15 protein-coding genes are annotated in these 24,682 nt (G+C 35.5%); 8 read left to right on the plus strand and 7 right to left on the minus strand.

Annotated elements, in window-relative coordinates; translation table 11 throughout:
• Window positions 1–38: 38 nt before the first annotated feature.
• The 5 genes from F2A31_RS07935 to F2A31_RS07955 form a co-directional block, all read right to left on the minus strand.
• Window positions 39–1,211 (minus strand): thiolase family protein, encoded by a 1,173-nt coding sequence (locus tag F2A31_RS07935; RefSeq protein ID WP_150025930.1) that lies wholly within the window; start codon window positions 1,209–1,211, stop codon window positions 39–41.
• A 76-nt stretch (window positions 1,212–1,287) separates the two neighbouring features.
• Window positions 1,288–1,935, minus strand: a complete 648-nt coding sequence (locus tag F2A31_RS07940; protein WP_150025931.1) for a CoA transferase subunit B — start codon at window positions 1,933–1,935, stop codon at window positions 1,288–1,290.
• Window position 1,936: 1 nt separating this feature from the next.
• Window positions 1,937–2,641, minus strand: coding sequence for a CoA transferase subunit A (locus tag F2A31_RS07945; RefSeq protein WP_075315588.1), 705 nt, complete (start codon window positions 2,639–2,641; stop codon window positions 1,937–1,939).
• A 230-nt stretch (window positions 2,642–2,871) separates the two neighbouring features.
• Window positions 2,872–3,753, minus strand: a complete 882-nt coding sequence (locus F2A31_RS07950) for a LysR family transcriptional regulator (RefSeq protein ID WP_150025932.1) — start codon at window positions 3,751–3,753, stop codon at window positions 2,872–2,874.
• Between the two features lie 159 nt (window positions 3,754–3,912).
• Entirely contained in the window at window positions 3,913–4,344 is a 432-nt protein-coding gene (locus tag F2A31_RS07955) for an SRPBCC family protein (protein WP_150025933.1), read from the minus strand.
• A gap of 216 nt (window positions 4,345–4,560) precedes the next feature.
• On the opposite strand from F2A31_RS07955, the gene F2A31_RS07960 reads away from it, so the two are divergent.
• Window positions 4,561–6,753: a TonB-dependent siderophore receptor gene (locus F2A31_RS07960; RefSeq protein ID WP_150025934.1), complete on the plus strand. Its 2,193-nt coding sequence runs from the start codon at window positions 4,561–4,563 to the stop codon at window positions 6,751–6,753.
• 50 nt (window positions 6,754–6,803) lie between these two features.
• On the opposite strand, the gene F2A31_RS07965 is transcribed toward F2A31_RS07960, so the two are convergent.
• Entirely contained in the window at window positions 6,804–7,502 is a 699-nt protein-coding gene (locus tag F2A31_RS07965; RefSeq protein ID WP_150025935.1) for a DUF1826 domain-containing protein, read from the minus strand.
• A 236-nt stretch (window positions 7,503–7,738) separates the two neighbouring features.
• Here F2A31_RS07965 and F2A31_RS07970 point away from each other — a divergent pair, with 236 nt between their 5' ends.
• The 3 genes from F2A31_RS07970 (at window position 7,739) to F2A31_RS07980 (ending at window position 10,728) form a co-directional block, all read left to right on the plus strand.
• Window positions 7,739–9,070 carry a type II toxin-antitoxin system HipA family toxin gene (locus F2A31_RS07970; protein ID WP_005090545.1) on the plus strand — a complete coding sequence of 444 codons (1,332 nt, stop codon included), beginning with the start codon at window positions 7,739–7,741 and terminating at the stop codon, window positions 9,068–9,070.
• The gene (locus tag F2A31_RS07975; protein ID WP_005080719.1) at window positions 9,067–9,372 is read left to right on the plus strand and encodes a helix-turn-helix domain-containing protein; all 306 of its coding nucleotides are present in this window, start codon (window positions 9,067–9,069) and stop codon (window positions 9,370–9,372) included. Before F2A31_RS07970 ends, F2A31_RS07975 begins: the two co-directional genes overlap by 4 nt.
• Before the next feature lie 312 nt (window positions 9,373–9,684).
• Entirely contained in the window at window positions 9,685–10,728 is a 1,044-nt protein-coding gene (locus F2A31_RS07980; RefSeq protein ID WP_150025936.1) for a helix-turn-helix transcriptional regulator, read from the plus strand.
• Here the strand turns inward: F2A31_RS07980 and F2A31_RS07985 are convergent.
• Window positions 10,725–12,062: a hypothetical protein gene (locus F2A31_RS07985; RefSeq protein WP_150025937.1), complete on the minus strand. Its 1,338-nt coding sequence runs from the start codon at window positions 12,060–12,062 to the stop codon at window positions 10,725–10,727. The two genes, F2A31_RS07980 and F2A31_RS07985, sit on opposite strands and share 4 nt — an antisense overlap.
• 654 nt (window positions 12,063–12,716) lie before the next feature.
• Between F2A31_RS07985 and F2A31_RS07990 the strand changes: the two genes are divergently transcribed.
• The 4 genes from F2A31_RS07990 to F2A31_RS08005 all read left to right on the plus strand — a co-directional run bounded on the left by F2A31_RS07990 (window position 12,717) and on the right by F2A31_RS08005 (window position 24,675).
• On the plus strand, window positions 12,717–14,462 hold the full coding sequence (locus F2A31_RS07990; RefSeq protein ID WP_150025938.1) for a ShlB/FhaC/HecB family hemolysin secretion/activation protein: 1,746 nt from the start codon (window positions 12,717–12,719) through the stop codon (window positions 14,460–14,462).
• A 56-nt stretch (window positions 14,463–14,518) separates the two neighbouring features.
• Window positions 14,519–20,713 (plus strand): two-partner secretion domain-containing protein, encoded by a 6,195-nt coding sequence (locus F2A31_RS07995; RefSeq protein ID WP_150025939.1) that lies wholly within the window; start codon window positions 14,519–14,521, stop codon window positions 20,711–20,713.
• Window positions 20,710–21,243, plus strand: coding sequence for a hypothetical protein (locus tag F2A31_RS08000; protein WP_150025940.1), 534 nt, complete (start codon window positions 20,710–20,712; stop codon window positions 21,241–21,243). Before F2A31_RS07995 ends, F2A31_RS08000 begins: the two co-directional genes overlap by 4 nt.
• 354 nt (window positions 21,244–21,597) lie before the next feature.
• Window positions 21,598–24,675, plus strand: a complete 3,078-nt coding sequence (locus tag F2A31_RS08005; protein ID WP_150025941.1) for a DEAD/DEAH box helicase — start codon at window positions 21,598–21,600, stop codon at window positions 24,673–24,675.
• The last annotated feature ends 7 nt before the right edge of the window (window positions 24,676–24,682 follow it).

Raw genomic sequence — 24,682 nt, forward strand, 5'->3', positions numbered from 1 at the left:
AAGCACCTCGATTGAGGTGCTTTGCTGATTTTTATAGTTTAAATTTCGATGGCCACAGCTGTTGCTTCACCACCACCGATACACAATGCCGCAACACCTTTCTTTTTGCCTAAACGTTTTAATGCATAGATTAATGAAAGAATAATACGAGAGCCTGTCGCACCAATTGGATGACCTAAAGCACATGCACCACCATGAACATTGACTTTGGCTTCATCAATACCTAACTCATGAATCGGGGCCATAGCCACCATCGCGAAAGCTTCATTGATTTCCCATGCATCGACATCTTCAACCGCCCAGCCAGCACGATCAAGCACTTTTTGAATCGCACTAATTGGAGCAATCGTAAACTCACTTGGATGTTGCGAATGACTTGAAGTGGCAACAATTCTAGCCAAAACATTTAAATCATTTGCCTGAGCGTAGTCTTCCGTAGAAAGTACTAAAGCAGCAGCACCATCTGAGATCGAACTCGAGTTGGCTGCTGTAATCGTACCGTCTTTGCTAAAAGCAGGACGTAGCGTTGGGACTTTATCGAGATTTGCTTTGAGTGGTTGCTCATCTTGATCAATCACTTCAACACCTTTACGTGTTTTAATTTCAACAGGGACGATTTCGTCTTTGAAATATCCTTCTGTGATTGCTGTTTGAGCTTTTTTTAGTGAAGAAATTGCAAAGTTATCCATTTGTTCACGGGTGAAGCCTTTGGTATTTGCCATATCCTGAGCAAATGAACCCATTAAACGACCCGTTTCAGCATCTTCTAAACCATCCAAGAACATATGATCTTTGATTTCACCATGTCCCATACGATAGCCACCACGTGCTTTAGGTAGGATATATGGTGCATTGGTCATTGATTCCATACCGCCCGCAACCACAATATTTGCACTACCAGCTTTCAAAGCATCTGATGCCATCAATACTGCTTTCATCGCAGAACCACATAGTTTATTGATGGTCACAGCGCCAACATGATCTGGAACACCCGCTTTACGCATTGCTTGACGCGCAGGACCTTGACCAATGCCTGCACTCAATACACAGCCAAAAATCACTTCATTAACTTGCTCTGGTGCAATACCAGCACGTTGGATAGATTCACGGATTACAGCAGCGCCTAATTCTGGGGCGGTTAAACTAGAGAGGCTACCTTGAAAGCCGCCCATCGCAGTACGACTACCTGACACAATAACAATTGAACTCATTTTTATATCTCTTTAAATGTATGTCGTTATAAAACTGCTCCAGTTCAATAGACTAGAGCAGAATATCTCATCTCATTTAAGCCACTAAAGATTTATCAAAAATTAATGGCACACCTGTTACTGCACGAATTTGTTCGAGCGTTACATCTTTTGCGGGTTCAATCAGTTCAACACCTTCAGATGTAATATCCATGACACCTAAATCTGTAATCACACGATGAACAACCGCTTGACCTGTTAGAGGTAAGCTACAGTTTTTCACAATCTTTGGCGTACCGTCTTTCGCACAGTGCTCCATCAGAACCACAACTTTTTGAACACCTGCAACCAAGTCCATCGCACCGCCCATGCCTTTGACTTTCTTACCTGGAATCATCCAATTGGCTAAGTCACCTTGTTCAGAAACTTCCATTGCGCCTAAAATCGCAATATTGACATGACCGCCACGGATCATTGCGAAAGATTCTGAACTTGAGAAAAATGCTGCACCTGCACGTGCAGTAATCGTTTGCTTTCCAGCATTGATTAAATCCGCGTCTAGCGTTTCCTCAGTAGGAAATGCGCCGATACCAAGCAATCCATTTTCAGACTGCAACCATACATTCATGTTTTTTGGAATATAGTTGGCAACAAGGGTAGGTAGACCAATACCTAAGTTCACATAGAAGCCATCTTCGAGTTCTTGTGCAGCACGCTGTGCCATTTCATTACGTGACCAAGCCATTTTAAACTGCCTCCATGCTTAAAGTTTTTTGTTCGATACGTTTTTCAGGTGATGCATTTAAAATAATGCGATTCACATAAATCCCTGGTAAATGGATTTCATCTGGATCTAATTCACCAATCTCAACGATTTGTTCCACTTCAGCAATGGTGATTTTCCCAGCCATTGCACATTCAGGATTAAAATTCTGAGCCGTTTTACGAAATATTAGATTGCCTGCTTTATCTGCCTTGTAAGCTTTAATCAGTGAAACATCAGCAGTAAGTGATTCTTCTAAAATGTATTTTTTACCATGAAAACTGCGTTCTTCTTTGCCTTCAGCAATCAGAGTTCCCACACCAGTTTTCGTATAAAAAGCTGGAATACCAGCACCACCAGCACGTAATTTTTCAGCTAATGTTCCTTGTGGAGTTAATTCAACTTCAAGCTCACCATTTAGATATTGACGTTCAAATTCTTTATTTTCACCCACATAAGATGAGATCATTTTTTTGATCTGTTTGGTATGCAATAAAATACCTAGGCCAAAATCATCAACACCTGCATTATTTGAAATACAAGTCAGACCTGTTACACCACTTTCTTTAACCGCGACAATGAGCTGCTCAGGAATTCCACATAACCCAAAACCGCCAACGGCTAAGGTTTGGTGATCAGCAACCACATCTTTGATTGCAGCTTCAGCGCTGGCATATACCTTATTCATTCTATTATTGTCCTATTGTCCTTTAGTGATTTAGTTTTAGCATTAGGACTAAGCGTATAGAAGTTGATTTTTCTCAAGGATTAATGAGTTAAATTAATAAATTGATTTTTTTGGATAAATTTTATTCGCAAACAAACAATAATTAATAAAGCTAAACATTTGAAAATATTTGTAATAAAAATATTTATTTGAGAGTGGGAAATATAAAACCAATTTCAATAATGAGTTATTTAAAATTTATACCTTATCAATGACTCAATAAATTGTGCCGAAATATGTGATATTTCAAAATTCTTTTTATAGACAATACCAACCGTTTTGTGGATGGTTCCATCTTCAAGTTCAAGTAATACATTTTCTGTTAAATCAATATGCTTGGCAAAATGACGAGGAATCGCGCTTACCCCAATACCATGCGCAACAAAACTGGATAATGAAGAAATCTGATGGCATTCGATTTTTAAATCCAAAGTCATATTGTTGCGTAAACAATTTTGCTCAACTAGGTGACGAACAATTGATGGCTTTTGTAGGGTAATAAAAGGATTGGCAAACAATTGTTGCCACGTAATACGTGCTTTGTCTGCTAAGGGATGGTTTTTAGGAAGTAAGGCGTGAAAGTCTTCATCAAACAAAGGCACAAACTCTAAGCCTTCTGTCAGTTCTGGTTCAAAACAAATGCCTAACTCAAAGATACCATCTTGGACTTTTTCAAGAATGGTTTCATTTGGAATATCGTGGATCGAAAAATTAAGGTTTGGATGCTCAGATAAAAAAGAGTGAATCACATCGGGTAAGATCGCATGAGTAAAAAAGGGCATCGAGGCGATACTCAGCGTACCGCGATTTAATTTAAAACGCTGTTTAACGTCATTTTCCATTTCATCCCAATTGGCCAGTAGTTTTTTTGCGTAGGGAATGAGAGATTTACCTTCTTGAGTCAGTTCAACACGACGTGTATTTCGATTAAACAACTTACCGCCGAGTTCATCTTCTAAACTTTTTATACTTAGACTTAAAGCAGATTGGCTCAAATGAAGCTCTAGCGAAGCATTGGCATAATTTAAAGTACGTGCAAGTGCCAAAAATGCCTTTAACTGCTTAAGTGTCATCTCTTTCCCTGAGTGAAGTTGTTGAATAGCTCTAATTTATCGTAAAAATCAGCTAAATGTTATTTTAGAAATTATTTTTCAAAGAAAAGTTGACCAATACATCAAATAAAAACCCCCACCATTAAAAAAATAGGGGAGTTTAGTTCAAAGATTAGAGAATTATACTTTTAGTTTTTTAAGCCCACGGCTCACACCATTTTGTAATGCGAATTTAACGATCGGACCAATAAATGGCACACGCCCTTTAAAGCTAATCGTATAGTCCAAACGACTGCGATTATTGCCCAGATCAGTAAACTTCATCACGCCGCGATGCGCTTTGATTGGCGCGATACCACTGGTAATTGCGTATTCAATGAGTTCATTTTCTTTATACACCAAATTTGTTTCGACAAATGAAGGCGTCAGTGGAATAGATAGCTTACGTGCTGAGCCAACCCCATTACGTGCATCTTGACCATCGCTCAAACGAGTCACTTTTGCTGGAGCGAAAAGTTTATTCAAATTTTCATGTTCACTGAGAATCGCAAATACCTTCTCGACAGGGGCATTGAACTCTTGTGTGATGTTGATCTGTTGCATTTTTAGCATAGCAATTCCTTTCTTTTTTAATTTGACATGATGAATTGTCATTTTTAAATACTAACACGGTTTGGCTGAACTGGTCATTTTGTTTGTCGGATTATCCGAGTAGCTAAAAATTCAGATATATGTAAGCGAATATACTTGTTCAATCCAATAAAATTGTGAATACTCATGCCACAAAGTTGAAGCTATAAAATTATTTCTTTGGGGTTAAGCAATACTGTGAAAACTTTTCCATTTTCTCGTTTACAAAGCGCATTATTAGCCGTAGGTTCATTTTCATACCTCGGATTTACTCCAACAATAGCATATGCGGAACAAGAAAATGAGATACAACGTCTCCCAACAATTACAGTTACAGCTGAGCAAAATGCCAATCACCAGAACAGCGTAAATTTATCTGGTTTTGCTGAACAAACCATTGCCAAAATCCCTGCATCAATCAATCTTATTAATGCCGACCTTATTGCAGATCAACATGCAAAAACGCTAAAAGATATTGTAAAAAATGATGCGGCGGTCGGCGAGGGCTACGCACCTATCGGCTATTATTCAAACTTTGTGATGCGTGGTTTTGCGCTCAATCTAGGATCAAGTTATCTACTCAATGGTAACGTGTTGAGAGGCGAACAAAACGTAGCGCTAGAAAATAAAGAACAAGTAGAAATCTTAAAAGGTATTAGCGCGATTCAAAGTGGTATGTCTACACCCGGCGGAGTTGTTAACTATGTGACTAAACGACCAAAAGACATTCGTTCAGTTACGCTAGAAACAGATAGTCAGGGTGGTTATCGTGTCGCAACGGATATCGGTGATATGCTGGGTGAAAATCAACAATTTGGCTATCGAATCAATTTAGCGCATGAAGAGATTCATCCATATGTAGAACATACCAATGGAAAGCGTTTATTTGGTTCAGTTGCTCTGGATTGGCAGATTTCTGATGATTCAAAACTTGAGTTCGATATTGAATCACAACGCCAACGTCAGCGCTCGGTACCAGGCTATCAATTATTAGATGGGAAAACTGTACCGACTAATGTGGAATGGGATCGTTTACTGGGTTATCAAAGCTGGAGTAAACCCGTTACTAATGAGAGCCTGAATACGAGTTTAAAATATACGCATCGTCTCAATGATGATTGGACAGCAAACTTATCTGCTTCGCAAAGCCGTGTGACCGTTGATGACTATTCAGCATTCCCATGGGGTTGTTATAGTGAGATTTGTGAATTTACAGGTTTAGGCAATACCTTTGATCAAAAGGGTAACTACGATATTTATGATTTCCGTAGTCCAGATGATAGTTATTTAACAAATCAATTTAAAACAGGGTTAAACGGCAAGTTCGCAACAGGGACATGGCAGCATAGCTTAAATATCGAGTTATCTCATACCTATAAACGACGTGCACAATATGATGCAATCAATGAACTCGTTGGTATGGGTAATATCTACAACAATACAGTGAACTATGCACCTACAGATGTAGCCTTAGGCAATCGATATAAATCCCTTGATAGTCAGCAAACCGCATTAAATCTACTAGACCAAATCCGTTTTAATGACTCATGGTCTGTACTCATGGGAGGAAAAATCCTTTCTTTAGATGAAAAGGCTTATGATGCAGCGGCGAATAAGATTCGTGATACAGATTTAAACCGATTCTTGCCACAATTTGCAGTGATGTATCAACCTTGGGAAAATACACAGGTTTATACATCATTTAGTAAAGGTTTAAGTGATGGTGGACAAGCGCCGTGGTATGCATTCGGTAATGAAGAAAAAGGAATAGTCGGGAATGCATTTGAAACACTTGCCCCAACCAAATCCATCCAATATGAAGTGGGCATCAAACATCAATTACCATCTATGTTGCTTACAGCAGCAATATTTAATCTAGAGCAAGACCATCAATATACCAATGCTGATAATTATTACTTAACTGATGGCAAACAACATAACATAGGCTTAGAACTTGGTTTGCAAGGGCAGGTAACTGAAAATTTCGATATAACCTCAACTTTGGCACTGACGCGTTCACGCTTAAAAGAAATTGATGTCGCTGAATATCAAGGTCATCAAACCCAAAATGTTCCTAAAGTACGTTTTGCAAGTTATTTATCCTATCAATTGCCACAAGTGGAAGGTTTAAGATTACTGGCAGGTATGCAATACAGTGCAAGTAAATATGCCAATAAAACAGGTAGCGTAAAAGTTCCGAGCTATACAGTTTTTAATGCTGGTGCTGCTTATAACTTTAAAGCTAATGGCTATGAAAACACGTTGAGATTCAATGTTGATAATCTATTCAATAAAAAGTATTGGAGAGATGCAGGAAGCTTCTTTGGGGATGATTATTTGTTCCTAGGCGCTCCACGTACTGCACAGTTGTCTTGGAGTGTAAATTTCTGATAGATCGGCCATCTTAAAAGTGAATATACACTCATCGATTTGTCTATGATTTAACAGATCAACAGCAGTCTATATTCATTTTCTTTTTCGATAGGCGCACGATGCACACAAGGTAAAACGTGTTGTGATGGATGATCAACAGCCAATCGCCATAGATGGCCTAAACCTAAATTCACAGGTTTTGCATTTGGTTTGGGTTGATAATGCAGATCAAAGAAATTTTCTTCTAGAAAATTATCAAACTCATTTTCCGGACCATGATGTAATTGCTTAAGTTTTTCTCTGATTTCAGAAATCAAAATCTTTTGTTCGACCTGATCGTTTGGCAACATCTCACTTGCTGCACCATGGTAAGTACATAAAAAAGTATCAGTGGGAATAGGCGAGCGATCAACATGAAATGAATAAACATCTGTCGAAATAAAATCGAACTCATCATCTCGCTCGTAGTTTTGGATCAAGTTAAGCACTGGTGATGCACCGAGAGCTGTTAATTGTTGAATATCCGCAATGATAATTTCTCTTGCTAAATTACCATTTTCTGAAAGTTGCAATGCTAAAAGATCGTCAACAGAAACCTCTGTAATATTCTCTTTTATTTCAAGTTTTCCTATGATCTCTTGAAAATCACCAACTAAGTTTCTATACCAACAAATTGCATTACTTTCTCCTTGAAAATTGGAATCAATAAGCTCAGAAAAAGTAGAAACCACACTAATTTGTTTGTGATCAGAAAAAGTATTCTTCATTTAAGTGATAAATTCATAAGTAAATAGGAGGCTAATCATACACTTTTCTTTAATTGCTTGAGTGCTCTTAGATGAGATCGAATAAAGTAATTTTGAATCAAATATATGTATATTTAACAAATAGAAATGAGCAAAATTATGCTCATAAAATCATGTAACAAACTTTTTTGAGCAAATATATTCACAAAAAACAAGTTTTATAGTATTTTTGAGAAAATAATTGCTCATTTATATCAATGCAAAAATTAACAATACAGGCTTTACTCGACCAGAATTGGTTAGATATCGCTGAACTTAAACTATTAGAACCTAAGCTGGGCTCAGCAAGCGCCAGTGAATTGGTCTACGAGTTGGAATACGCAATCCAAAATCTAGACAAACGAGATGAACATGCCTGTAGTCTCTCACTACCTGTACAAATACTTATAAACCATGAATCTAGCTCATGGTTTGGTTTTTTAGATGATATTGTTCCTTCAGGTGCAGCACGCCGTTATTGGGTCAATTTTTTAGGCTTACAACGACTCACGTATGCTGAGCAAGATAGTATTTTATTGGAAAAAGGTGGAATTGCGCCCGTAGGAAACTTGCGAATTAAAGAAGCTCTTCCGCCTATAAATCCTGACTCTACTTTGCATTTACGTTATTTTAGTCAAAATGATGTTGCTGATCGAAATGTTGATTTTCTTGAGTATGCACAGCAAATGGGCGCGATTAGTGGTGGTGCAACAGGAGCGGGTGGTGAAGCTCCCAAGTTACTGATTCGCGCGACAAAAGATCAAAATATTTGGATTGACACCTATCAACAAAACTTTGATCAACCTGATCAACACTATTTAGTTAAATTTCCTCGAAATAATCGTAGTGAGATCGACTGCAATATTCTCAGAGCGGAATACTATTACTATCAAGAACTAAAAGAGTTAGGCTTCAATACCATTGAAACAACAGAAATGAAGCTGATCGAAGGTGAAAAATATCCATCATTATGGTTGCCAAGATTTGATGTGGAATGGCGCAATCAATGTTGGCAACGTCATGGTCTAGAATCTGTTTATTCAGTATTAAATAAGGCTTCAGGAAGTCATCTTAATCATTTTGAAGTAATAGACAACCTATGTGATTTGCTGACTGTGATTGATTCAAATTTTGATTCCACACAATTCGTTTGTGAATGGTTACAAAGAGACTTGCTCAATATTATTTTTGGCAATTCTGATAATCACGGGCGAAATACCTCATTTCTAAAAAAATCTGGAAAAATTTCGCTTGCTCCAATTTATGATTTTGCACCAATGAAAGCTGATCCAGAAGTCGTGACAAGATCAACGACCTGGGGAAGTCCTTATGAAGAAGGAGGAGAGTATCGTTGGGAGCAAATTACCCAAAAACTTGCACATTTATGCGATCCAAATTTGTCTATGAAGACATTAAAATCATTAGCAAACAATCTTGTTGGGCTAAAACAACGGTTAATTGATAAAGGTGTCCCAAAACAGATTATGGAGATGCCAGCACTTTCATTCGATTATGTTGAAGCTAAATTAGAAAGATGGGAACTATTATGAATATAAAAAATCAGCCTCAAGATCGCCAGCAAGTTCTTATTGATCTATATATGCAGTACTTATTGAATGAAATTACCTTGGGGCAATTATTGGCGTATTTGCGAAAAAATATACTTGGCATGTCTCAGGAACAATACGCAAATTTGGTTGGTGTCAGTCGCAGAACATTAACGGACATAGAACAAGACAAAGGAAAACTCACTCAATCTGTCCTGGATAAAGTATTTAAGCCACTCGGATTACAAGCAGGTCTTGTACCGACACATGAGCATATTGTGAGGAAGATCATTAAAGAAGGATAGAGAGTTTTTGATAAATCATTTACGATAGTAATGTGTATTTTGTCAATAATTTCAATTTATGTTGTATTACAAGCTAAAATACATGGATTCAGAAATAGATAAATTTTCTTATTAGCTTTAGGCACTTGATTGTTACTTTTAATCTAGTGTCTATTAGGATGGAAGTATTCTTTGTAAAAAAAATTTTAACGAATTCTATCTTGCCAATCTTTAGCTTAATCGTGTCAACTCTTATATCAAAATTCTTTATTTTTTGATATTTATTCAAAATTTTAATTAAAATACTTTAAAACAGGACGTTTGAGTATGTTTATGTCTAAAGCATTTACAGTAAGTAAATATATTGTTAACCATAACCGAAAAGGGTTCGAATGGTGGGCACTACAAAATGGTAAAGTTGATCTTTTCGAAAAGGTCTCTAAAGAATGGATCAATTTAGAGGAATTTCCTAATGATCGAGTACTTTTAGATGTAGTAAGTCATGAAATTCGAAGAACCATTAATTTAGCAGATGAACCTAATTTAGGTTTAAAAGTGATTGCAATTACAGATCTCAAGCTTTCACCTTTTTATAAAATTCTAGAAATTGCTCTAAGCCCCGCATTAAAAAATAATATAGATGTTCCAATGGGCTTTTTTCTACGGCTAGTTAGTAGTTACTACCAGATTTTGACTGAAGTCGTTTCTATAGAATTACATGAATTTAGAAATGGAATCAAATTGGTCTTTAAGCCTAATTTACCAGAGTTAGTAACCTACCATCAAATTGAGGGAGCTATGTTTGGTGTCAGCCGGCTTATTGCACAATTTAAAAGCTTTTGGCCAAACAATGTCGAATTTATGCATACACCTAATATTATTGATTCAGATCTCTATCTAAAAACTTTTAAATCTATTCCTACTTTTCATTGCCCTACAAATCAACTCACTTATACATTTTTATTAAAAGCTCCACGCAAAGAACATCAATTACTCATTAACCCACTTATTCATTCAATAGATAAGCAGTTTCCTGAGACCTCCTATAGAGAAAAGATAAAAATATTATTATGGACAACATTGGGTTTTATCCCCCCTAATCGCCAAAATATTGCCTCATTGATGAGCCTAAGTGTGAAGACATTACAAAGAAGATTAAGTGAAGAAGGGCATACTTTTAATGAAATATTGCTACATGTTAGAAAAAAAAGAGCGATTGAATATATACGTTCGCAACAATTTAGCCTCCAACAAATCGGTTTATTGTTAGGCTATAAAGCAAAAAGCCAATTTTTAAAGGCATTCAACTCATGGTTTGGTATGACTCCAAATCAGTATAAGGCGAGAGTATTGCATCTCGCCCCATATAGTGATTAGAAATTTAATTTTTGATAAGGATTACAACCTAGAGCTTCAAACTCTTCTTTAGTGAAATATTTAGCTTGGGGTAAATACTCACCTAGAACTTCAGCCTCATCTCCAGGTGTTTTTGTATTTTGAATTGCGCTCTGGAAGTTGTTTACAGGTAGCATATTACGCACATTTACTCGCGCATCAGTTTTGTGATCTTCACGTCCAGAGACCATAGAGAATCCATCACCATTTTCCGACCACTTTAAGAAATCTACACCGCACTCTTTTGTCGCATTATTTGGGCGATCACTTGCAATACTCGTAACAATTGTATATTTACCATCGGGATTAATTGTAATGTTCTCATCAAATAGACAATCAGATACTTTTTGAGAGTAAAATTCATTTTGGCACATAGACCAATATCTTAATTGCGCATTTCTACTATCGAAATGATCTTCACCATTTAATGTCTTTGGTACTCTTGGAATTTTTCCACGAATTACAACAATTGGTTTAATACTGCGATCCAAGAAGGTTGAGATATACTGATTGTCTAAATTAGCATAATAAGCAACATTTCGTTTTGGATTAGTGTCGCATACACCATAGAAAACACATTGGATATCTGCTGCCATGTTATAGGAAGTACGCCATACAGGTATCTCTTTTGCTGGATTATTTTTACGTGCGGCGGCATAAGTGTTTGGATCTATATAAACTCCTGTAGCTGTTTTGTTTACCGCTTTTAAAGCATCACAGGCTGCTTGTCCATTTAGTACTTCTCCTTGGCGAGTCGTTAACTCAACTTTTGGTAACGTTACACCACCAAGTAAATCTTTACCTTTATTTGGTACATAAACTCTATAAACAAGCGTAGTTTGTCCAGTCGCATAGTCATATATTGTATTTGCTGGTTTACTTTCAGGAGCTTCTCCAGCAGCAACATTTAATGTATATGAGCGATTTGAATTATTACGAGGATTTCCATTAATAAAAGGATTTATTGAATTTTGATTAGGAATAATTTTATCATCACTAATTGCATCAGCTGGCGTTGTATCCAATCGGTAACTATTGATGGACATATATCGAGCGTAGGGGAAATCTCCTTTTAGTCTTAAGACTGCTCCTTCAGGAAGAGTATATTGAGCACTCCAATAAGCACTCCCAGTATCAGGGAAAGCAAAATTCGTTTCAGGATTTTCCCTAACATAAGGACCTTGCCAAAAGCAATCACTTGTTTCTGCTGGTGGTGGAGCTAGTGTTAGCTGATCATCGGAGTTATTCCCACATCCACTGAGACTAACTGTTAATAAACATAAACTTGCTAAATAATAGTTAAAAGCCTTATACATATGTCCTCCTGACATTTTTGATTGGCATAAATTTAAATAGTAAGGTGATAATTTAATATCAGGTAGAGGGCTAAAAAAGGAAAAAGGTCGTATTTTGGGACAAAATTCGCACTAATTAACTTTTCTCAAAGGGACGTGCTAAAAGCTTGCTTTATATATGAATTATAATTTGTAAAAGTTATATTCTAGGTTTCAATATTGATTCTTTGAAAATTCTGAGAGCATTTAATGCAGCTCAACACAGAAAGGAAGTATTGTGTTTGAATGCCTTGCCAACATAGACATATGAATGACGTAACATCTGTCGTAAATGACAATTTATATGTCGCGTGATGACAGTGTTGTGTAGGCTACAGTCTTAGATATTCTATTTAACTTATGTTTACCTGAAATCTAGTTTATAAGTTATTTTTAAAATATGTTAATTAATTTCAATATCTTAAATAAAAATAATGGTAATTTATTAAAATCCAGTTCATGAACTTAGGCAAAATCACAAACACTCAATAAATTTATATTCCAAAATCAAATAAAAGACTGTTCTGTATATTTAACACCCACTTGATAATGATTTCCATTTGTATGTATTGTTAAATATGTGAATATTGTATAAATTTCGCATGTTTTTTTGTTAAATTTAGTTAAACAATAGCAATGTATAAAAAAGTAATCCTTGGGTGCTTGTTGAGCTATATTCCTATCCTTAGCTTTGCAGTAGAAGACGTTTCTCTCCCAGAAGTAATTCGACAAGATCAACGCTTAAATGAATTAAAGAAACAACTTCTTGAGCAAGATCCACAAATCGCACCGCAACAGAAACAATCTATTCGTTATACGATACAAGATATTGTTGTAGAAGAAACTCCTTGCTTTCCGATTAAGCAGGTCACACTGTCAATAAAAAATAATCTTGACCAACAGTACCAAGTTGATGATTTCTCTTACTTAATAAAAACTCTAAACAATCATAAAAAGGGAATAATCGGTAGATGTATAGGTACTCAAAGTCTTCAAAATCTCGTTCGCTATTCCCAAAATGAATTGATGAAACGAGGGATGATTACTAGTCAAATTACAGCTTTACCTCAAGATTTGAATACTGGCCTTTTAGAATTACAACTAGAACTTGGTCGATTGCATAGAATTATTAGAGCAAATGAACAACCATCAAAATTAGAACTTAATAGCGCATTGCCTTTTAAAGAAAATGATGTCCTTAATTTACGACAATTAGATCAAGGTTTAGAAAATCTAAAACGTACCACAAACCGCACTTTAGATATTCAAATTATTCCAGCCTCAACTGAAGGGCAAATAGAACTCAATGGCTATAGTGATTTACTGATAAAGGCAGAGTCATTGAAAAAGCTCAACTTTAATATTGGTGTAGATGACTCGGGTAGTGAGACTACTGGAAAATATATTGGAAATATTGGTGTTGGCCTAAATAGCCCATTTCATCTCAATGATGCTTTTAATCTGAATTTTAGTCATTCTTTGGATGATTTTAAAAAGAATAGGAACCAAAACTATTTTATTAGTTATCAAGTTCCTATTCGTAATTATGAATTAAATGCCAGTTTTAACCAATCAGAATATGACCAATATGTGGCAGGTTATAACTCACCAATTCTTTATAGTGGTAAAACGCAGCAGAGTAATTTGACGTTATCACATCTTTTAAGTCGTGGAAGCCATTATAAGACTAGTCTTTATGGAAAAGCCTATCATAAGCGTAGCCAGAACTTTATTGAAAATATTGAGGTCGAGGTACAACGTCGTCAAACCTCAGGATGGAATATTGGATTACAACATCGTCAATATTTTGGCGTGGCCTCATTAGATTTTGGTCTGGATTACCGTCATGGTACAGGGGCTCTTAATGCAAAACCTGCAGCAGAAGAGCAAATTCGAGATATCAATGGCAACTTACGTCCTTCCGAAGGTTATGCACGGGCTCCACTTTGGAGTGCAGACCTCCGCTTAAATTATCCCTTCCAAATTTTAGATTATCCAGTGCAATACCGTTTGAGCTGGAAAGGTCAATATGCGCCAAAAATCCTAGTTCCACAAGATCGTTTCTATATTGGTGGAAGGTATAGCGTAAGAGGATTTGATGGAGACATCATGCTTTCTGGTGATAACGGACATTATCTACAGCAAGAGATGAGCTTTAACTCCTCAATCTCCAATACACAGTTTTATTTCGGTATTGACCAAGGTTGGGTCAATGGTCGAAACAGCATTCCTGACAATAGACATCTACTTGGTACTGTCTTTGGATTAAGAAGTTATTACCAAGGTATTTATTTAGATGCTTTTGCAGGTCATGGGCTCATTGCGCCCAAAAATCTTGATAAGGATTGGGTAACGGGCTTTAGCCTGAGTTACTCATACTAAGTTATTAGATTTACTGATTTATTTAAACTCTCACTTTAGAATATAGCTGAACCCAAATGAACAAAAATCGTTACCGTATTATCTATAACAAAGCTCGTCAAATGTTTATGGCTGTAGCTGAAAATGCAAAAAGCCAAACAAAAAATTCAGGTCAATCGACCAGGACTATTGCTGAAACAACAGATCAAGCATTTCATCAACTTTGGCATGTAAAAGCTTTAGTGGTGAGTATGAGCCTGTGGATGCCACTTTCAACGGTCTATGCAGGAATGGTTGCTGATCCAGGAGCGAATGCTGCGAACCGTCCTGTAATTGGGGTTGGACAAAATACGCAAAAACAGAATGTACCTGTGATTAATATCCAAACACCAAATGCTAGTGGTGTATCACATAATATTTATAAAGAGTTCGATGTTCCAACACAAGGAGCCGTGCTCAACAATAGCCGTGCTGGGGCTGCTTCAAGCATTGTCGGTAGTGTGGGGGCCAATCCATATCTTCAAAAAGGTGAAGCGCGTGTCATTCTTAACGAGGTGAACTCTGCAATCGCTTCAAAATTCGAAGGAAATCTAGAAATCGCGGGTCAGCGAGCTGATCTTATCATTGCAAACCCTGCTGGAATCAATATTAAAGGAGGCGGTTTTATCAATGCAAATAAAGCCATTCTTACTACCGGGAAGCCGCAATTTAATGTAGATGGGTCAATTAAAGAGTTCATCGTTGATCAAGGTAAAATCACGATTTCCGCAAATGCTGGTTCTAATCTTGGCTTAGGTGGTACAGCAAATAACAATGCAAACTATGTTGATATTTATACCCGTGCAGTAGAACTTAATGCACAAGTCCATGCCAACAATGATATTCAAGTTATTACTGGTGCCAATTCCATTAGTGCTGACTTAACGAAAGTTGAAGCTAAAACATCGACTGCCGCAGCACCAAGCATTGCAATTGATGTTAAAGCTTTAGGTGGTATGTACGCCAATAACATTTATTTGATGGGAACTGAAAAAGGTTTAGGTGTAAATAATGCAGGAACATTACAAGCTTTAAATAATCTTGTAGTGACTAGTGCTGGAAAAATTGAGCATAGCGGAACAATCAGTTCAACCAGTAAAACTCAAAGCCTGGTGAATATCCGTACGACGAATACAGGTGCCGCAGGTGATATTAATTCTTCTGGTAGTATCAATGGTTATGGGATTTTAAATATTGATGCTGGAAATGACATTAATGTTAATGCAAAAGGTATTACCCTGAATTATGAGGGTGTTGCGTCATCACCTTTAATACTGAGTGCAAAAGGAAGCTTTAATTTAGCCGCGGGCACAAAGGTTGCCAATTTAGGTGCTTTAGGCGATTTGTATATCGATGCTGAAAATATCACATTAGGCGCAGATACGGAGCTTCGCAGTAACCGAGGTTCAGCGGTGATCCAAGCCAATAATAGCCTTGTCTCAAATAAAGCTGGTTTTGTTGCTGCAAAAGATTTAACGCTTAGTGGCAATGCGAATTTAAAACTTACAGATACCCGACTACATGCTTCCACGGGTGATATCTATTTACAATCGACCTCAAAAGATAAAGTTAGCAATGATATTAATGTCCAAGGCGGTTCTGTTTACGCAGCTAAAGGATTAACCGTCTATTCGGATAAAGATGCGACCATAAATAATCTTAACTTTTTGAAGAAAGCGAATAGTACACAAGCACAAGTGAACAGTATTAATGCCTATGCAGGTAACAATCTGAACTTTAGTACGACGAACCAGGAATTTCCTTATACCAGTGGCAAGATCCAGTTAGGTGCTGGCAATCAGTTGACGCTAGAAGGTAAAGATCAAAACTCTAAATTGTCTGGCGGTGGTGGGCTCAAACTTTCAGGGAAAAATATTACGACCAAGAATATTTATATGACGGGCTCTGGGGCGAATGGTGTAGATATTATCAGTGATGGAGGAGATATCCTCTTAGATCAAGGAAGTCGAATTTGGGGCAATACTGGGGATATTAATATTAATGCCTTAAATGGAAATATTACTGCGAATAGCCTCAAAGCAACAACGGGCGGCAAGATTGCGATACTTGCCAATAAGAATGTTGAGCTTAACTCTTTACAAAAAACTGCGACGCCTGTAGCTGGGAAAAACACTTTAACCACAGATAAAAGCGTAATTGGTGGTCAGAAAGGCGTTACCATCGGTTCAATTGGTGAGGGTAATGTTAAGATAAATGCCACTAACTTAACTGCTCAACAAGGTGAGATTCAGCTTACCAGCCAAAATGGCCTTACGCTCGACAAGAATATAGATGTCATTCTAAAAAATGATACCTTAAGCAATGGCGTCATAAGCAGTGTTTTAAATGGACAGGCCATTTCAATAGATAATAATAAATCCAATATCCAGATTGCGGATACACAGTTAACCGCAACAACAGGCAAGCTTTTGGTTAGTAACAAAGTCGGCATGACCACAATAAAAGATAGTGTCTTGACTTCCAAAGGCAATACAGAGCTTCATGCAAAAGACTTACTTACTTTGCAAGGTGTAACAGCTATTTCAGATCAACACTTAGCCGTGAACTCTGGGCGTACTGTTTACATTAATGCAGAGTACACGCCCGCAACCGTTTGGATTCCAAATAAAGTCACCAACTTAACTTCTAAAGGCGTGACATCTGTAACAGCGACAGGTAATCAAGTATTACAAAATGCCAATATCACAGGTGGTGCAGTGTTAATGGAGGCAGGTGGTTTTATTCTTGGTCAAACAGGAATGAATTATAACGCCACAGGCAGTGACTTACTAAAAAATGATACAAAACTGAATAGCTTAGATGGTGACTTGAGTATCCAGACGGGGCGTGATCTTACGATTGATCCAACAAAACACAAATTAACAGCCATGGGAGATATTGATTTAGTTTCTAAAAATGGGGCTTTAATTCTAAAAGGATACGGTGGTACTACTGGCAATGGTTCTGAAAAAGTTATCTCTTTAAATACAGCTAATGGGGGAGTTCATTTACAGGGGAATAAGGTTGAGCTACAAGGCTCACAATTAAATGCTAATAAAAATATCAAGATTATTTCTAATAATGGAGATTTAGTAATAGATGGTGTTAAAAACACTTTAAGTAATCATAATAGTAGCCAGGTTGTAAATCTTTTACGTCAAGAGAAAGAGAGAATAATTAAATTGCAGAAAGAAGTGGATTTCGCTGCATTAGAAAGAGATAAGAAAAAACTTATTACTTTACAAAATTACTATAATGATGATTTAGATAAGGCATGGGGGAATCAAAAACTTTTAGAGGAGGATTATGCAGAAATATATAAAGAAATCCAAAATTTTTCAAAAAAATATAGAAATAGTATTACTGAAGATTGGGGGTGGGATCCTAACACTGATACGAGTTATCTAGTTCTGAAGTTTGAAACTCCTTATCAGAGTTTAATAAATGATCTAGATAATCAGATTGGTTTTTTTAATACATCCTTAAATGGTTATGAACACACAGGAAGTAAATTAAATTCTAATACTGGAGATATAGAGTTAATATCTCAAAAGGGTGTGTCTGTTAGTGGTGCAGAGATTAATTCAAACTCAGGAAACATAAAAATAGAAGCGAGAGGAAGTTTAGATGAGAAATATACTTCAAGCACGCTAATTGGAGATTCCAAAGAGCCTAAAAGTATATCAACTGCTATTATCATAGATGGACATACTAATTTTTATGATAAAGGGAATGAAAATGATAGTAACTATAGCATGAGAACTTTAATTAATCCTACTTTACTTAATGGAGAAAAAGGAGTAGATATTAAGGCTATAGGAAATTCAGAAAAAGATAATCTTATTCTCCAGGCCGTCAGTATTGTTTCAAATAATGGAAATGTAAATATTGAAGCAAATAAGAGCATAGTACTAGATGCTGCTGTTGAAACTAGTTACGATCGAACTTTAACAGTAGAAAGAAAAAAGTCTTGGGGTGGTCTAAAAAAGAAAACAATAACAACTGCTTGGGAAAGTGATGTTGCAAATGCTGCATCAGTAGAAATAGTAGCGAAAAACATAAATATAGAAAGTAAAGATAAAGATGTAAATATTGATATATATTCAGGTAGATTAAAAGCTGACGGTGGAGTTATCAATATTAAATCTGGAGGAAATATTAATTTCTACACAGTGGATGAACGAAATGTAAGCAAGTTCGATACTACCAAAAATTCCTCATTTGCAGGAATAAAATATAATAAGTCTAAAACCAACTCAACGCGTTCACAATTTACAGAATTACCAGCTAAATTACAGGCAGATTATATAGGAACAAAATCTGGTTTTGATACTCGTTTAGTTGGAACGGAATTTGAATATTTAAAAGGTGCCACCATCGAAGCTGGGGGGACTTTATCTCTACTAGTAGCAAAACAAACGATTTCTGAGTTGACCAAAAATGAGAGTAATTCAGTTGTTTGGCAATCGATGCAAGATAAAGGTTCAATTACTGAAACAGCACAACTACCAAGTTTTAAGGGCCCTTCGGCTCCTGTTTTTAAAGCAGCTGGTGGGCTAATTGTTCAAATTCCAGTGGGGGAAAAAGATCAAAATAAAGTTCAACTGAAAGATGAGATTTTAAAACTTGCTAATCAACCCGGTAATCAATACCTAAAAGACTTTTTAAATAGGAATGATGTCGATTGGCAAAAAGTAATTCTTACCCAAAAAGATTGGGATTATAAGTCTCAAGGATTGACTGCGGCAGGCGCAGCAATTTTGGCGATTGTGATTGCTGCTGTATCAGGTGGAGCAGGAATTGGAGCGTTATTAGGAACAAGTGGAACAATCACTAATGCTGCTTTACTAAGCTTAACTACTCAAGCTTCTATTAGCTTGGTAAATAATGGTGGTGATATTACTCAGACCCTGAAAGATCTCGGAAGTAAAGAGTCAGTAAAAAGTTTAGCTGCAACAGTGGTCACTGCGGGCTTAATGAGTCAATTAGGTACAACTTTAAATTTAAAACCCGATAGTGCACTACTTACAGATCGTTTAATTAATAACTTTACAAGTTCGGTCGGCTCAACATTAGTGCAAACAGCTATAAACGGTGGCAACTTAGAAGATAATTTGAAAGTTGCTTTATTATCTGGTTTAGCTGGAGCTTTACAGGGGGAAATGGCAAATAACATTAAAGGTTTAGAAGATGTCAATTATATTGCCCATAAATTGGCCCATGCATTAGCAGGTTGTATTGCTGGTGCAATACAAAAGCAATGTGAAGCAGGAGCGATTGGTGGGGCTGTGGGCGAAATTGTTGCTAGTTTAAGCCCTCCCTCCAATGGTTTGTTATATACAGAAGAAGAAAAACAAAAAATCCTATTAGTTGGGCAACTGACATCAGGTGTTATTGCTGCTTATGCTGGATATGATGTAAGTGCTGCATCTAATTCTGCAAATATTGCACTCACAAACAACGCATTCAATGAAAAGAAAGTTAAGCAGTTACTAGAACAAGCAAAAGGATATATGGGGGAAAAAGGAGGAGAAGCATTAGATGCTGTTAGTAGAGGCATTGCCAAAGGTGATATAAAAGCTTTAAAAAATGCTCAAACTCAGATAGCAGAATATTTATTAAAAAAAGCAGATTCTGGTGGGTTATCGCAAGCTGAAATGGTTACATTTGGTACCTTATATGCATTGAATGAAGCTTTATTTCCAACAAATATTCTAGATGTCATTCCTGGCGCAGGTAAGGCCGTTGGAAAAGGTAATGATCTATTAAAAGGAATTAGAGCTACTGCACCAGTTTCAGCAGCCTCAGCTACTGCAAGATTAGGTTTACGAGAAGACTTAGCAAAATTGGCAAATATCCCTCGGAATATTGACAGTCAACCAGCAAATATATGGGGTAAAAGTCTTCAAGATATTAAATATTCATTTGAAATGGATGGTGCAGTACTTACGCTAGTACCTCCTAAATCAGGGACCTCAGGTTTAGCACAAGTCTATAAAGTTGAAAAGAGTGCAACAGGTATCAAAGAAATTGAATATCATCCTGGTGGTGGGCAACACTCCAAAAGCGGAGACATGTATTATAAAATGGTTATGAACGATGGAACACAAATTAGAATCATTGATCCTAATAGTTCTTTTAAACCAGGTACTATTGCGTCAAATCAGATTTATCTGAATCAAAACGGGCAAAAATTGAAATATCAAAGTGGCAAATGGGAAATTTGGAAATGAAGAATTTAACCCCTGATCTATACGCGCCAATTATCCCAAATAAAGGTGCTGCTGGGCTTAGTTTAGGAATGCAATATGCTGATTTCCTGAAGCAAACTGGACATCTATTTATTGATGATTATCTTGAAGAATCTATATTTGATAATGTTTGGAGGGTTTATGAACAAAAAGAATTCAATGAAATCACCCAGATCCAGTATAACTTTAACTATTGTTATTGGAATAATTCAGTAGTGTTGGTATTTAATGGAAATAGTTCTGAGTTAGAATCTATCCAATTGTATTCTGGCTATAAAGGTGCACTTTTTGAAGAATTTCATATTGGTGATAAATTAAGTAAAATTCATGAGAAATTTAATTTTTACTTTTACGCTGATGTTCACTATCTCATAGATGATAACGTTTATATTGACAGTGATGAAGATCCTGCTCTAATTGAAGGAGTAGCATTGAAAACAGACTATTTAATAGAATACTCAAGTACTTACTCTGATCATGTAGTCGAGCAAATAAATGTTTTCAAGGCTTAACATTTAAAAATTTTATCAAGGCCTTCAATATGTTTGAGGGCCTTTCAATAAAAATTTCATTATTACTTATATGCCTAGATTTCTTAATCTTGACTAAAAGCAGGTTGAGCTTTAATATATATCAGAAATAATGAATAAAGTGACAGGTGTTATTTATTTAACTTATGTTCACCTAAAATTCAGTTCACAGTATTAGTTTTTTAAATTTCAATGAATTAGATAATAATTTTCACGGATTCTGTTAATTATATTCATGAATATAACTTACTACTTTAGTAAAGAAGCACATTTTGTATTCTATACGTAATCATAATTTTGTGATAAAAATATAATAAAACAGCTACTTAAAAAATTATGATTACAGAAATTAACCATTTGATAAGTGAAAAGCTTAGAGCATGTCAACGAATCAGCATAGATACAATAAAACTTTATTTGCAATCAGACTCAAAGAAATCTTGTCTTATTAGTCTGCCGACAGGAGCTGGAAAAAGTGGTGTTATTTGTACAGTTGGCCATTTTAGTACTTTTGAAAAAATTTTAGTTGTAACTCATAGAAGAGCTGTATGTGATCAATTGTATAAGCAATTGAAAGGAAAATTTTTTGAAAAAATATTACTTGAACAAGAAAATCATAAGCAATTTCTCACTAAAAATATTTTCAACCAAATCAATGAAGTCGAAGATAATGGAATTTATTGCACCACCTTTCAAAAAATTACAAGTTTAACTGAAGATGAGTTAGCAGCCCTAGAAACTACATTTAACCTCATATTAATTGATGAAGGGCATGCAGAACCATCCCCTAAATGGGGTACTGCAATCAGAGCATTAAAAGCAAAAAAAGTAATAATCACGGCAACACCATATCGAAATGACCTATTTAGCTTTGATATAGATGCTGAACATAGCTATATTTACACTTATAAACAGGCGATAGATGATCAAGTAATTGTTTCACCTACATTTGAGACTATTGCCATATCCCAATCCAATGAGAGTATTAATGAAGATACTGATTTTTCAGAAATTTATAATAAATTAAATACTATTAAAGAATTACAGCCCGATGCTGTGTGTATTATTAAATGTAAGGAATTTAGTGATATTGAAAAATATTTCCTAAAATTTAATCAATCTTTTAAGACGGTTGCAATTCACGAGCAATTCAAAGATAAAAATATTGAAGATACGTTTAGTTATGTACCAGCAGACCTAGCTGAACTAGGTTATGAAGTTCTAATTCACCAACGGAAATTGGATGAGGGGATTGATATACCTGAAGCTAAAGTTTTAATTTTGACTTATCCTGTTGGTAGCGGGAAGGAGCTTGTACAAACTGTTGGTAGAGTAGTAAGAATATATCAAAATTATCAGCCAACAGTTTTAGAAATATCCACTGAAAGTAATAATAATTTATGGAAAAATTATCTTGAATTTGATGATTATATTTCCAATGTAGAATCAGCAAAACGTTTTTTAAATACATTAGATACTGCTCTTTTGGTAGATAATTATCTCGAAGTTTTTCCTGAACATAGTTATTTTGATTCTTGTTATCGGAAAAAATTTAATTTTAACGATTTTGATCCTATTACCTCTTTAGAAATCCCTCTTGCATCAGTTTGTTTTTATTATAAATTGAATGATTTTAGTTTGAATGATTGTATTGATAAACTTTACTGGGAGTTTAGCAGGGAAGGTGCTTTAACTAAGTATGATATTGAATCAGGTGTTATTACATCTGTTTGTTTTAATAATTCTAAGTTTCTTAAGGATAGTTTGTTTTTTGAACCATCTTTAGAGATTATGATAATAAAAGAAATAGGAGACATTATTTCTATTTTTGATAGCAGAGGTAGAAAGTTCAACCATAGAGATGATCTAAAAATTGGTAGAACTATTGATTTAGAGAAATTATTTAGTGTAATTGCTGGAACAGAAAAAACAAGAACAAAACAAGCTAATACAAGAGCACTTCAACTTAGCCAAAATCGGCCTGAAGGTATATTACTTAAAAGTTCTGATCTAGAAGCAATCAATCATTCTCAAGCAAATTCGGCATATGCAGTTACAACTGCAGTAGTATCAAATATTAATGAAAGCGATAAGGTTACCTCTTCTTATTATTTAGGTGTCGGGTCTGGACGAATATGTGATCAAAAAAAGAGTAAATTTACTTATGAAAGATTTATTGAGTGGCTGGATCAAATAAACATAGCTTTTATGAAAAACCAACCAACCAAAAGTCGTTTTCTAAACTCTTTTGCGCAAGCTATAGATGAAGCACCTGAAGAAGAACCTATATCTTGTATATTGGATTTTTCAGAAATTATAGGCATCATAGAAGTGCACCATAATAATTGTATACAGCAAATTGATAATACTTTTATCTATAAAAAATATACAAAAGGAATTTCTTTTTTTAATTTTTATTTTATTTCTAATGATAAATATAATGTTTATTTACCTACTAATAATTTAAATAGTCTTATAACATTTACTTTTGATGAAAAAAAGGGGCTAATGGCACATAGTGTTGGTGATATAGCTTTCTTTATTGATGGTATTGAAATAAATATTAATGAAATTTTTAATAACAGAACTGTAAAACTATTATTTAAAGATGGAACAACTTTTTTATACGGCTCATTTTACAAACACAAACTTCCTGTCGAAAGAAGCCAACTAAATCATAATATCATAAACAATATAATTCCATTAGATTGTTTGTTAGCTAAAGATATGACGGAAAAAGATGAGGATAATTTATCAATTAATTCCTTTGGAAATAAGTCAATTTTCTATTTAATAGATCAAATGTCCAATGTTAGAAATCCACATGTTAGTCTAAATAGTTTAGGTCAATTTTTTCAATATCTACCGAATATAGATCTAATGTTATGTACAGATATGGGGACTGAACCAGCAGATTTTATTTTATCTTCAAAAGATAAGGTTATCTTCGTTCATGTCAAATGTGGAGATAGTCCAATATCTCCACAATCTTCAGCTGGTGCTCTTTGTTTAGTTGGTGGTCAAGCTCTAAAAAATCTACACTTCTTATTAAATAGTAGCCCTTCAAGATACGGCAATATTACAAATATTCGTGGAGCATGGCCTGCACCAAGCGGTAATAAGCATAAAATTTGCCTTGATAGTCGTATCCGTTTGTTCAATAAAACATTTGATCTTACCCATTCCTTAGATGATGTAATCGAAACAATTGACAAGCGTAGACAAGATCCATTAGTACGTAAAGAAATCTGGTTAGTAATCGGCAATGCTTTTTCACACAAGCATTTTATGTCTCAACTTAATAGTCCAAGTACAGCTAATTCTGAAACAGTTCAAGCATATCAGCTACTAGACACTTGGTTCAGCCAAACATCTAGTCATGATGTGGATATGAAAATATTTGTATCTAATTAATTTATTA

Source organism: Acinetobacter suaedae (genome assembly GCF_008630915.1).
In the GTDB taxonomy this organism is placed as follows: domain Bacteria; phylum Pseudomonadota; class Gammaproteobacteria; order Pseudomonadales; family Moraxellaceae; genus Acinetobacter; species Acinetobacter suaedae.